This is a genomic window from Pseudomonas sp. MPB23, from assembly GCF_046605395.1.
Classification (GTDB): Bacteria; Pseudomonadota; Gammaproteobacteria; order Pseudomonadales; family Pseudomonadaceae; genus Aquipseudomonas.
Window position 1 is genome coordinate 5320073 of record NZ_CP176771.1, and the last position, 12428, is coordinate 5332500.

General features: G+C 59.3%; 9 protein-coding genes and 2 rRNA genes (1 of these 11 cut by a window edge). 3 read left to right on the forward strand and 8 right to left on the reverse strand.

Features of this window, described 5'->3' with window-relative positions; translation table 11 throughout:
* Positions 1 to 55: 55 nt before the first annotated feature.
* On the forward strand, positions 56 to 982 hold the full coding sequence (locus ACLH0J_RS23940) for an alpha/beta fold hydrolase (protein ID WP_411389332.1): 927 nt from the start codon (positions 56 to 58) through the stop codon (positions 980 to 982).
* Here the strand turns inward: ACLH0J_RS23940 and ACLH0J_RS23945 are convergent.
* The gene (locus ACLH0J_RS23945) at positions 952 to 1920 is read right to left on the reverse strand and encodes a GlxA family transcriptional regulator (RefSeq protein WP_411389333.1); all 969 of its coding nucleotides are present in this window, start codon (positions 1918 to 1920) and stop codon (positions 952 to 954) included. The two genes, ACLH0J_RS23940 and ACLH0J_RS23945, sit on opposite strands and share 31 nt — an antisense overlap.
* Before the next feature lie 90 nt (positions 1921 to 2010).
* On the opposite strand from ACLH0J_RS23945, the gene inhA reads away from it, so the two are divergent.
* Positions 2011 to 2691, forward strand: a complete 681-nt coding sequence (gene inhA / locus ACLH0J_RS23950) for an isonitrile hydratase (RefSeq protein ID WP_411389334.1) — start codon at positions 2011 to 2013, stop codon at positions 2689 to 2691.
* 73 nt (positions 2692 to 2764) lie between these two features.
* On the opposite strand, the gene ACLH0J_RS23955 is transcribed toward inhA, so the two are convergent.
* The 4 genes from ACLH0J_RS23955 to ACLH0J_RS23970 form a co-directional block, all read right to left on the reverse strand.
* Positions 2765 to 3343 (reverse strand): DUF4174 domain-containing protein, encoded by a 579-nt coding sequence (locus ACLH0J_RS23955; RefSeq protein WP_411389335.1) that lies wholly within the window; start codon positions 3341 to 3343, stop codon positions 2765 to 2767.
* Positions 3344 to 3508: 165 nt separating this feature from the next.
* A complete protein-coding gene (locus tag ACLH0J_RS23960) occupies positions 3509 to 4141 on the reverse strand; it encodes a glutathione S-transferase N-terminal domain-containing protein (RefSeq protein ID WP_411389336.1) in 633 nt (210 codons plus the stop codon).
* Between the two features lie 81 nt (positions 4142 to 4222).
* Positions 4223 to 6580 carry a DNA polymerase II gene (locus ACLH0J_RS23965; RefSeq protein ID WP_411389337.1) on the reverse strand — a complete coding sequence of 786 codons (2358 nt, stop codon included), beginning with the start codon at positions 6578 to 6580 and terminating at the stop codon, positions 4223 to 4225.
* A gap of 257 nt (positions 6581 to 6837) precedes the next feature.
* The gene (locus ACLH0J_RS23970; protein WP_411389338.1) at positions 6838 to 7305 is read right to left on the reverse strand and encodes an SRPBCC family protein; all 468 of its coding nucleotides are present in this window, start codon (positions 7303 to 7305) and stop codon (positions 6838 to 6840) included.
* 97 nt (positions 7306 to 7402) lie between these two features.
* On the opposite strand from ACLH0J_RS23970, the gene ACLH0J_RS23975 reads away from it, so the two are divergent.
* Positions 7403 to 7804 carry a GFA family protein gene (locus ACLH0J_RS23975; protein WP_411389339.1) on the forward strand — a complete coding sequence of 134 codons (402 nt, stop codon included), beginning with the start codon at positions 7403 to 7405 and terminating at the stop codon, positions 7802 to 7804.
* A 1-nt stretch (position 7805) separates the two neighbouring features.
* On the opposite strand, the gene mrdA is transcribed toward ACLH0J_RS23975, so the two are convergent.
* The 3 genes from mrdA to ACLH0J_RS23990 all read right to left on the reverse strand — a co-directional run.
* A complete protein-coding gene (gene mrdA / locus ACLH0J_RS23980) occupies positions 7806 to 9698 on the reverse strand; it encodes a penicillin-binding protein 2 (RefSeq protein ID WP_411389340.1) in 1893 nt (630 codons plus the stop codon).
* A gap of 346 nt (positions 9699 to 10044) precedes the next feature.
* A 5S ribosomal RNA gene (gene rrf / locus ACLH0J_RS23985) occupies positions 10045 to 10160 on the reverse strand.
* A gap of 151 nt (positions 10161 to 10311) precedes the next feature.
* A 23S ribosomal RNA gene (locus ACLH0J_RS23990) occupies positions 10312 to 12428 on the reverse strand; it runs 775 nt beyond the window's last position.

Below are 12428 nucleotides of genomic sequence, written 5' to 3' on the forward strand. Positions count from 1 at the left end.
TCGAGTCGATTGCGCTAGAGTTTCAGCACCTCTGGCCAATCGACAGGTGCCCATCATGACCCCCCCCTTTGCCCTGCTCTACGTGCGCACGTCCATGCTCGATGTGGCGTATGAAGCCCACGGTCCCATTGACGGTGAGCCCGTGATCCTGCTGCATGGTTTTCCCTATGACCCTCGCGGTTATGACGACATCGCACCGGCGTTGGCGGCGCGCGGTTATCGGGTGTTGGTACCTTACTTGCGCGGTTACGGCCCCACGCGTTTTATCAACACGCAGGTCATGCGCTCCGGGCAACAGGCGGCGCTGGCCAAGGATTTGCTGGAGTTCATGGATGGGCTGTCGATCCAACGCGCGACGCTGGCGGGCTATGACTGGGGCGGACGTGCTGCGTGCATCGTTGCCGCGCTGTGGCCTGAGCGAGTGCGCGGCTTGGTGACCGGCGATGGCTATAACATCCAGGATATTGCCCAGTCGATCACGCCCCGAGCGCCTGCGACCGAACATCGGTTGTGGTACCAGTTCTACTTTCACACCCCACGCGGTGTGGACGGATTGACCGCCAACCGTCGCGAGCTCTGTGAGTTGCTGTGGACACTCTGGTCGCCGTCCTGGGCCGAGGGACCGAGCCTGTATGGGCTGACGGCGCCGTCATTCGATAACCCCGATTTTGTCGAGGTGGTGATTCACTCTTATCGCCATCGTTTCATGTATGCACCCGGCGACCCGGCGCTCGAAGACATCGAAGCGGCGCTGGCGCTGCAACCTCCGATCACGGTGCCAAGCATTTCGTTGTGCGGCGCCGATGATGGCGTGGGCCCGCCCTCGCAAGAGGATGACGACACGGAACACTTCAGCGGTTTTTACCGACGCCGGGTGTTGCCAGGCGTGGGTCACAACATCCCGCAGGAAGCGCCACAGGCCACCCTTGAAGCGTTGCTGGAATTGCTGACTCAGGCCACCGGCGAGAAACGCTCGCGGTAGGCCTGGGGGGTCACCGCCAAGGCGCGCATAAAGCTGCGGCGCAACGTTTCTTCGCTACCAAATCCGCATTGCACGGCAATGCGTTTGATCGGCACCGTGCTGTCGGCCAGTTGCCGGCGCGCGGTTTCCACGCGGATCAGTTCGACGGCACGCGCCGGCGTCTGGCCGGTCTCGGCGCGGTAGTGGCGCACGAAACTGCGCTCGCTCATGCCGGCCTGGGCGGCCAGGGTGGAAAGGGTCAGGTCGAGGGTGAGGTGTTCAGCGATCCAGGCGTGCAGCTCGGCAAAACGGCTGCCGCTCTCTTGCAGGGCCAGGGTCGCACTGAATTGCGACTGGCCGCCGGGGCGTTTGAGGAAGACCACCAAGTGCCGCGCCACTTCCAGGGCCACAGCGCGGCCCAAGTCTTCTTCGACCAGGGCCAGGCACAGGTCGATGCCCGCGGTCACCCCGGCGGAGGTCCACACCGCGCCTTGCTGGATAAAGATCGGGTTGGATTCCACGGTCAGCGCGGGAAACTTGCGCGCCAGTTCTTCGCAACGCGTCCAATGGGTGGCGACCCTACAACCATCGAGCAGGCCGCTGGCAGCCAGCAGGAACGCGCCGGTGCACACCGACGTCATGCGCCGGGTATGCCGGGCTTTCTCGCGCACCCAGTCCACCAGCGCCGGGTCTTCGGCGGCGCCGTACACACCCCAGCCGCCGGCGATCACCAGGGTGTCACAGGGCGCGTCGACAGCGGGCAGCGGTTCAGCCATCAACGCCAGGCCGGCAGAGGTCATCACCGGTTCCGTCTGGGCGGCGATCACACAGACGGCGTAAGGCAACGGCAAGCCGCGTTGGCGGGCCAGGTCGTTGGTGGAGGCGAATACCTGCAATGGCCCGGTCACATCGAGCACCTGAGCGTTGTTGAAGGCGAGAACATAGACGGTTCGGGTCATGATTGGCGTGATTTGTGGGCTCAATGGCGTATTCGCCAAAGCCTAGGCCTCTACAGTGAAGCCGTCTACCCCTTTACCGGAGCGCTATCCATGACCTTGCAGATCGGCTTTGTGTTGTTTCCCGGCATCCAGCAACTGGACCTGACCGGCCCCTATGACGTGCTGGGCTCGCTGCCGGACGTGAAGTTGCACCTGGTGTGGAAGGACCTGGCGCCCGTCACGTCCAGCACCGGGTTGGTGTTCACCCCGACCATGACCTACGCCGACTGCCCGAAGCTGGATGTGATCTGCGTGCCTGGGGGGGGCGGTGTCGGCGCGCTGATGGAAGACCCAGAGACCCTGGACTTCCTCAAGGCCCAGGCACAGACCGCGCGCTACGTGACGTCGGTGTGCACCGGCTCGCTGGTGCTCGGCGCGGCGGGCCTGCTGCGCGGGCGCAAGGCCACCACCCATTGGGCCTACCACGACATGCTCGCGCCGCTCGGCGCCATCCCGGTACAGGCGCGCGTAGTGCGTGACGGCAACCTGTTGACTGGCGGCGGCATCACCGCCGGCATCGACTTCGCCTTGACCCTGGCGGCCGAGTTGTACAGCGAGGCGACGGCACAGCTAGTGCAATTGCAGATCGAATATGCACCGGCGCCGCCGTTCGATTCGGGCAGCCCGGACACCGCGCCCCTGGCAGTGCTGAAGGAGGCCAACCAGCGCACCGTCGAGTCGCGCCGGGTACGCGGAGAAATCGTCGCGCGGGCAGCGGCGCGGCTGGGCTGAACGCGAGGCGAGCAAGCTCGCTTGCGCTGGAGTGCGAAGCGCTCCCCAAAAATCCGACGACGACTGCCCAGGGTCAGTCATCTAATGGCTGAGGCGCTGCATGTTTGGTGGGCTTGCCGGCCTTGGCCGCTGGTTTCGCTGCCGGTGCGGCAGCAGGTTCAGGCTCGGCCGGTGCGGCGGTTTCTTTTTCGGCCATGGGCATCTGGTCGATCGCGCTGAAAAACGCGTTGAGGTCGAGGGGGTCGGGTGGCACGGTCTTCTCGACTTTTTTCTCGCCGTCCTTGCCCACCAGGATCACTTTGGTACCGCTGCCGGCGCCCAGCTTGAGGGCACGGATCAACGCGTTGGTTTCAGGCGGGGTGAGCTTCTTGTTGTCCTTGGGGTCCTTGGCGAACTTCTCCCCTTCGGCCCCGATGCTGCCGAACTTCACGGTATAGAGCACCATGCTGCGCTCTTCAAAGGACTGCTTGGTGGCTGGCTCATCGAGTTTTTTCTTCAGATCCGCCAAGGTGGTGTTTCCAGAATCAAGCTCCACCACCACCAGCGGTCGGGCCTTGCCCAAGTCCTGCTTGAGCGGGTTGATATCAGCAGCAGCCAACAGCGGCCCCGTAAAAGCCATCAAGGTAGCCAGGGTCAGCGACCGGATGAGCATGCGCACCTCCTTTGAATTCCGTGCAGGGTTCTTGAGTTTCATGTCTGCGACAGTCAAATTCAAGGATGATTCCTACACCACGTCCAGAAAGCGTAGGTCAGGGCGCCCGCTACGCAAGGGTTTGGATCCGTGCAGTGGTCATTGTTTCCTCTGATTACGGAAACATTATGAGACCTTCCAATCCGGCCAATGCCGAGCAAACACGGGGGCCACAATGGGGTCGGCATCCACTTGCGCCAGGCTCCGGGCAAACCCTGGCGCCAGGGCGCTCAACGCCTCTCGCGCCGCCTCCCAGCGCGACACTGCCGCTGCCATCAGGCCCAATGCATTCGGCGCGCCGCTGGGTGCGAACAACTGGTCGGCAAACTGATCGGCACACACCACCCAGGCCTGATGCAGATAGCGGCGGGCGCCCGTGACCAATCGCGTCCGCGCCTTTTCATCGACATCGCCCAACCAGCGTTGCGGGTAGTCGATGATGCCGATAGCCGAGTAGCAGTTGGCCGCGATGTACACCAAGCCGCGCAGGATCTGCGCGCGGTTGCCAGCCAGCAGAGCGGACGCGGGAAATTCCAGGCCCAGGTGGATCAGGATCGCCGCACTTTCCGTCAGCACCTGGCCATCGGGGGTGACCAGGGTGGGGATTTGTTTGAGTGGGTTGATGCGCGCCAGGGCTTCGCTGCCCTCGCCGTCCTGCCAGGAACTGGCGTCCACCCGATGCCACGGCACCGCGCAACGTTGCAGGGCGATTTCGATCATGCAGGAGCCTGAGTCGTCGGTGCCGTAGAGCGTATACATGGGTATGTCCTCCTATCGCGGCAGTTGTGCCTGCCGACCGCAGTCAAGCCTGCCGTCCTGCGCCCCGGCGAGGCAAGCGTTTTAAAACAGACCCATTTGCCCGCCGACCAAGGTGCTGAAATCATCATTCACAAACGGCAGAATCGCATCGGCCACCGGCTGCAATTGCCGAGTGACGTAGTGATCGTAGTCGATGGGGGCCTGGCGCACTTCCAATGGTTCGGGGCCGTTGACGCTGATCACATAGCTGATCCAGCCACCGCGCTGGTACTGACGCGGACGCCCGAGGCGGTCGTTGTATTCGTCGGCCAGGCGCGCGGCGCGTACATGGGGCGGCACGTTGCGCTCATAGTCGTCCAACGGGCGGCGCAGGCGCTTGCGGTAGATCAGCAGCTCATCCCATTCACCGCTCAGGGTTCGTCGCACGTAGTCGCGGATGTAGTCCTGATGGGGCTGGCGATGGAAGATGCGCTGGTACAGTTCCTGCTGGAATTGGCGGGCCAGGGGCGACCAGTCGCTGCGCACGGTTTCCAGGCCTTTGTAGACCATCTGCTCGCTGCCGTCGCCCTTCACCACCAGGCCCGCGTAGCGTTTCTTGCTGCCCTCCTCCGCGCCACGAATGGTCGGCATCAGGAAGCGCGTGAAGTGGGTTTCGTATTGCAGCTCCAACGCGCTTTGCAGGCCGTACGCCGTATGCAGGTGCTCACGCCACCAGTCGTTGACGTGCTGTACCAGTGCCTGACCGATGCGGCTGGCGTCCGCCTGGGAATGGGCACTGCCGAGCCAGACGAACGTGGAGTCGGTGTCGCCGTAGATCACTTCATAGCCCTGGGCTTCGACCAACTGGCGGGTCTGGCGCATGATTTGGTGGCCGCGCAGGGTGATCGACGACGCCAGCCGCGTGTCGAAGAATCGGCAACCGCTGGAGCCGAGCACGCCGTAAAACGCGTTCATGATGATCTTCAGCGCCTGGGACAGCGGTGCGTTGTGCTCACGCTTGGCCTCTTCGCGGCCTTCGGAAACCCGCGCGACGATGGACGGCAGGCAGTGCCGGGTGCGGGAGAAACGCGCGCCGCGAAAACCTTCCACGGACTCGCTGTCGTCGGGGTGCTTGAGGCCTTCGATCAGGCCCACCGGGTCGATCAGGAAACTGCGGATGATCGACGGGTAGAGACTTTTGTAATCGAGCACCAATACCGATTCGTAAAGACCGGGGCGTGAATCCATGACAAAGCCGCCAGGGCTGGCCTGGGGCGGTTTGTCCCCCAGGTTCGGCGCGACAAAGCCCTGGCGGTGCATCAGGGGCATGTACAGGTGGGTGAATGCGGCGACGGAGCCACCGCTGCGGTCGGCCGGCAGCCCGGTGACGCTGGCGCGTTCGAGCAGAAATTTGAGCAGCTCGGTTTTCTCGAAAATTCGCGTGACCAGCTCGCAATCCTTGAGGTTGTAACGCGCCAGGGCGGGCTTGTCCTCGGCGAACATGCGGTTGATTTCATCCATGCGCTGATACGGCGTGGAGATGTCCTTGCCTTCGCCGAGCAGGGTTTGCGCAACGTTTTCCAGACTGAAGGATTCGAAGCTCCACGTGGCCGAGCGCAGCGCTTCGATCCCGTCGATGATCAGCCGCCCTGCCGCCGCGGCGAAGTAATGGTTGCGGATGCCGTGTTCGCGCCAGGCCATCGGTTCATCGCCCCGCCCAAGCATGAGCGGCACGTTGAGGCGCTGGGCGTGTTCGTGGAGCACACGCAGGTCGAACTGCACCACATTCCAACCGATGATTGCATCGGGATCGTGGGTGGCGAGCCATTGGTTGAGGCGTTCGAGCAGTTGGGCGCGGGTGTCACAGTAGTCGAGTTTGAAGTCCACTGCGCTGCTGTTGTTCGGCGGACCGAGCATGTACACCTGGCGCTCACCGCAACCTTCAAGGGCGATGGAATACAGATCGCCCTGGGCGGTGGTCTCAATGTCCAGGGACACCAGCTTCAGCGGTGGGCGGTAGTCGGGAGCGGGTTTCATCTGCGCATCGCACAGCACGCCAGTTGCGTCGGGGGTACCGCCGAACCAGACCGGCGCGGTGATGAAGCGCTCCATCATGTATCGCTCGGGCGGGCGTACATCGCCCTCGTAGACGTCGACGCCCGCGGCGCGCAGACGTTTTTCCAAGTCCATCGCCTGGCGGTGCTGGCGCGTGTAGAGGCCCAAAACCTGTCGGTGATGGAAATCGCACAGTTGCAGCGGGCGCAATTCGACATCGCGCTCGCCCTTGAGCAGCCAGTCCAACGGCTTGCGATGGGCCTCGGGAATGAACATCACCGAGGTCTGTGCAGGTAGGCGGATGAACCGCGGGCCCTGATCCGTGGCCAGCCAGAAACTGACCTCCGTGCCCGCCGGGGTATCGCGCCAATGCCGGGTCAGGACAAACCCCTGCTGTAAATCCACCGTACCGCACCTCAGGAATCGCTTTCAGAGCGCGATTCTACTCGGCATATACCTAAACCCTGCACGTTTACGCACGCGCAGAGTGCAATCACACAAAATGGCGCAACGCCGGGTGTCTACCGAATCGAGCAGGCGGCCTGGAACCGCTTTGATATAGGGGCATGAGTCAGGTGATCCGCGTGCGGCCGAATTGTCGGCGACCATCGACTTCTAACCTGAGCGCTCAGCGCGGATATCTGCACTGATACTCGTTGGGGTCAGGCCTGTAGGGGGCGGCTCACATAGTTTTCGATATTACCCATCTGCTCATCCCATCCGCGGGAGTTCATCTTGAAGGCTTTCTGGCGCCGCCCCTCGGGTATGGTGTTGAAGCCGGACTCAACGACCCGCAACAGAATGCCTGGCGCGCGGTCTTCAATCGTGAACTCCACCAGAGTGGGTGTTTCCTGGTCGTAATCAACGTCCTTATCTACCGCATAGGGATGCCACCAAAAAGAGAACAGCGTTTGCGGCAAGATACGTTCTATCCTGGCTTTCCAGATCACATGTTCGTAGCCTGGATAAGTAATGGGCGCCTCGATGGTTTCCCCGGCGACAAAGATTTTGCCCTTGAGGGCGATCCCGAACCAAACACCGAATTGCTCGGCATCGACCAGGGCTTCCCACACCTGTTTACGCGAAACGGCCAGCAGGATTTTCCGTTCTATGCGATCTAATACGTGCATATGTCACCTCCTCCATTGACAGTAGGCGACATCAAACAATGCGCAACCTGGGGTTGTAAGCAATGATGATGCCCCGTCCCTTAGCCGGTCCTCTGTTATGACTGACCCATTGAATGGAAGTTGCTTCTGTAAAGGCGTGCGCTACCAGGTAGACCGCCTGGACATGCCCATCAGCCACTGCCACTGCGCCAGTTGCCGCAAGGTGCACGCGGCCGCATTCGTTGCAACGGCCGGGGTGTTGCGCGAGCATTTTCGCTGGACGCAAGGTGAGGAGCTGTTGTCATCCTTCGAATCGTCGCCGGGCAAGCTCAGACATTTCTGCGCACGCTGCGGCTCACATCTAATGGCAGAACGTGGGCATCAACCCCATGTGATTGTGCGGGTGGCGACGCTGGATGATGATCCTGGCATCAGGCCCACCTCACACATTTGGACGGCCCACGATGTGCCCTGGCTTGCTTATGAAGGCGTCGAGCAGTGGGACGAATGGACAGCATGACCTAGACGTGCGGGTCACCCGGTGCCTTGGTTGGCGTTGCATATTGCGGCTTCAGGTGGCCTTCTTGGTCAAGTAGCCAAGCGTCCATGATCTGCCGTACCACCGGCCCCGCGACCCTACCGCCGGCCTCGCCGTTTTCAATCATCACCGAGATCACGATTTTCGGATGCTCGGCCGGCGCAAAGCCAACAAACAGGGCATTGTCTCGGTGGCGCTCCAGGGTCTTGTCACGGTTGTAGCGCTCGCCTTGCTTGATTGCGACCACTTGTGCCGTACCGCTCTTGCCGGCAATACGGTATTGCGCACCTTGCGCTGCGGCCCGGGCGATGCCGCGCGGGTCATGCATCACCAGTTGCATACCGTGATTCACCTGTTCCCAGTCACGCGGATCCTTGAGAACCACGTTAGGCATCGGATTCTCATCCACTGGCGGCACGCCATTGATGGTCTTGGCCAAGTGCGGTCGGTTCCATACACCTTTATTGGCTATCAATGCAGTTGCCTGGGCCAATTGCAGCGGTGTGACCTGCATGTAGCCTTGGCCAATGCCGAGGATCACGGTTTCACCCGGGAACCAGGGCTGGCGTCGGGTGGCGCGTTTCCAGGCTTGAGACGGCATCAAACCCGCCGATTCTTCGAACATATCCAGAGAGACTTTCTGTCCAAGGCCGAATTCAGCCAGGTAGTCGTGCAAGCGGTCGATGCCAAGCTTATGCGCCAAGTCGTAAAAATAAGTGTCGTTGGAGCGCATGATGGCGGCGTCCATATCGACCCAACCGTCGCCACTGTGATTCCAATTGCGGTATTTGTGGTCGAAGTCGGGTAACTGATAGTAACCGGGGTCGAACACGCGGGTTTGGGCAGTGACTACACCACTATCGAGGCCGGCGATGGCGACTTCCGGCTTGATGGTGGAGCCCGGCGCGTAGAGGCCTCTCAACACGCGGTTGAACAGCGGTCGATCAATAGAGTCATGCAGTGCGGCATATTCCTTGAAGCTGATCCCGGTGACGAACAGGTTAGGATCGAAACTTGGCTTGCTGACCATGGCCAACACTTCGCCGGTTTGCGGGTCAAGTGCAACCACCGAACCACGCCGATCACCCAGGGCTTCTTCCGCCGCCTCCTGGAGCTTGACGTCGAGGCTCAGAACGATGTTTTTGCCGGGGATCGGATCGGTATGCTTGAGCACGCGCAGCACGCGGCCCTGGGCATTGGTTTCGACCTCTTCATAACCGACGTGGCCATGCAACTCGGACTCGTAGAAGCGTTCGATACCCGTTTTGCCGATGGATTGCGTGCCGCGGTACTCAACCGAGTCGAGGGCCTTGGATTCCTTCTCGTTGATCCGTCCCACATAGCCAATGGAATGCGCAAAGTGGACGCCCAACGGGTAATGACGGACGAATTGAGGCTCAACATCTACCCCCGGCAGACGAAACTCATTCACGGCCAATACGGCAATCTGCTCTTCGGTCAGTTCGTAAAACAGCGTGACCGGGACAAAGGGATGTCGCGCCTGCTTTAACGCCTTGTCGAATACCGCACGATCTTCAGCAGGCAGGTGCAATAGATTGACGATGGCATCCAACTCTTCCTTGAGGTCGGTAGTACGCTCGCGAGTAATGGTCAGGTTGTAACTGGGACGGTTGTCGGCCAACACCACGCCGTTACGGTCGTAGATCAACCCGCGAGTCGGTGTGATGGGCAGTACGTGGACCCGATTATTTTCAGAAATAGTGGAGTGGTAGTCGTACTGCACCACCTGCAGGAAATACATGCGCCCAACCAAGGCACAGGTAATGCCAATCACCAGCAGCGCGCAGGCGAGCAGGCGCTTGTTGACCAGGCGGTTTTCTTTTTCGTGGTCCTTGATCGGTATCGGTTCGGGCATTTCTACAGCATCTCGTTGAAAAAAGTCGACGCCGCATCCTGCGAATAAAAGATCCGTCCCTGTGAAAATGTGCTGCACCATACCAAAAATGCAGAAACACTTTGCATCGATTTCCCGAACGGCATGCTGGCAAGCGATCGTGTCGTTGGAGAATCGACGCCGCCGCTTCATCCATTGCGCCTCTATTAGCCAGAAAGGCGACATGTTCAGGCGGGGTGAGAGGTCTGATCCAGCTTGTTCAGCAGAGAAGGCTTTAAGGAAGTCGGCCAGTCATCGTGAGGCTACTTTCCGAACGCGCAAAACAAAACCCCTGTCTGCGTAAGCAAACAGGGGTTTCGGAATTTAATCTTGACGATGACCTACTCTCACATGGGGAAACCCCACACTACCATCGGCGATGCATCGTTTCACTACTGAGTTCGGGATGGGATCAGGTGGTTCCAATGCTCTATGGTCGTCAAGAAATTCGGGTACTGACTCGTGACCTGATGGCCTCGCTTCAGCAAATTGGGTACGTGATAGCGATCGGTGTTTTGTGAGATTCGAACTTTCGGTTCATTTCGTCTTCACACACCGCAATCTGGCCTTTCGACGCAAATTGCTTGGGTGTTATATGGTCAAGCCTCACGGGCAATTAGTATTGGTTAGCTCAACGCCTCACAGCGCTTACACACCCAACCTATCAACGTCGTAGTCTTCGACGGCCCTTCAGGGGACTCAAGGTCCCAGTGAGATCTCATCTTGAGGCTAGTTTCCCGCTTAGATGCTTTCAGCGGTTATCTATTCCGAACATAGCTACCCGGCAATGCCACTGGCGTGACAACCGGAACACCAGAGGTTCGTCCACTCCGGTCCTCTCGTACTAGGAGCAGCCCCTCTCAAATCTCAAACGTCCACGGCAGATAGGGACCGAACTGTCTCACGACGTTCTAAACCCAGCTCGCGTACCACTTTAAATGGCGAACAGCCATACCCTTGGGACCGGCTTCAGCCCCAGGATGTGATGAGCCGACATCGAGGTGCCAAACACCGCCGTCGATATGAACTCTTGGGCGGTATCAGCCTGTTATCCCCGGAGTACCTTTTATCCGTTGAGCGATGGCCCTTCCATACAGAACCACCGGATCACTAAGACCTACTTTCGTACCTGCTCGACGTGTCTGTCTCGCAGTCAAGCGCGCTTTTGCCTTTATACTCTACGACCGATTTCCGACCGGTCTGAGCGCACCTTCGTACTCCTCCGTTACTCTTTAGGAGGAGACCGCCCCAGTCAAACTACCCACCATACACTGTCCTCGATCCGGATAACGGACCTGAGTTAGAACCTCAAAGTTGCCAGGGTGGTATTTCAAGGTTGGCTCCACGCGAACTGGCGTCCACGCTTCAAAGCCTCCCACCTATCCTACACAAGCAAATTCAAAGTCCAGTGCAAAGCTATAGTAAAGGTTCACGGGGTCTTTCCGTCTAGCCGCGGATACACTGCATCTTCACAGCGATTTCAATTTCACTGAGTCTCGGGTGGAGACAGCGCCGCCATCGTTACGCCATTCGTGCAGGTCGGAACTTACCCGACAAGGAATTTCGCTACCTTAGGACCGTTATAGTTACGGCCGCCGTTTACCGGGGCTTCGATCAAGAGCTTCGCGTTAGCTAACCCCATCAATTAACCTTCCGGCACCGGGCAGGCGTCACACCCTATACGTCCACTTTCGTGTTTGCAGAGTGCTGTGTTTTTAATAAACAGTCGCAGCGGCCTGGTATCTTCGACCGGCATGGGCTTACGGAGCAAGTCCTTCACCCTCACCGGCGCACCTTCTCCCGAAGTTACGGTGCCATTTTGCCTAGTTCCTTCACCCGAGTTCTCTCAAGCGCCTTGGTATTCTCTACCCAACCACCTGTGTCGGTTTGGGGTACGGTTCCTGGTTACCTGAAGCTTAGAAGCTTTTCTTGGAAGCATGGCATCAACCACTTCGTCATCTAAAAGATAACTCGTCATCAGCTCTCGGCCTTAAGATCCCGGATTTACCTAAGATCTCAGCCTACCACCTTAAACTTGGACAACCAACGCCAAGCTGGCCTAGCCTTCTCCGTCCCTCCATCGCAATAACCAGAAGTACAGGAATATTAACCTGTTTTCCATCGACTACGCTTTTCAGCCTCGCCTTAGGGACCGACTAACCCTGCGTCGATTAACGTTGCGCAGGAAACCTTGGTCTTTCGGCGTGGGTGTTTTTCACACCCATTATCGTTACTCATGTCAGCATTCGCACTTCTGATACCTCCAGCAAGCTTCTCAACTCACCTTCACAGGCTTACAGAACGCTCCTCTACCGCATCACCTAAGTGATACCCGTAGCTTCGGTGTATGGTTTGAGCCCCGTTACATCTTCCGCGCAGGCCGACTCGACTAGTGAGCTATTACGCTTTCTTTAAAGGGTGGCTGCTTCTAAGCCAACCTCCTAGCTGTCTAAGCCTTCCCACATCGTTTCCCACTTAACCATAACTTTGGGACCTTAGCTGACGGTCTGGGTTGTTTCCCTTTTCACGACGGACGTTAGCACCCGCCGTGTGTCTCCCATGCTCGGCACTTGTAGGTATTCGGAGTTTGCATCGGTTTGGTAAGTCGGGATGACCCCCTAGCCGAAACAGTGCTCTACCCCCTACAGTGATACATGAGGCGCTACCTAAATAGCTTTCGAGGAGAACCAGCTATCTCCGAGCTTGATTAGC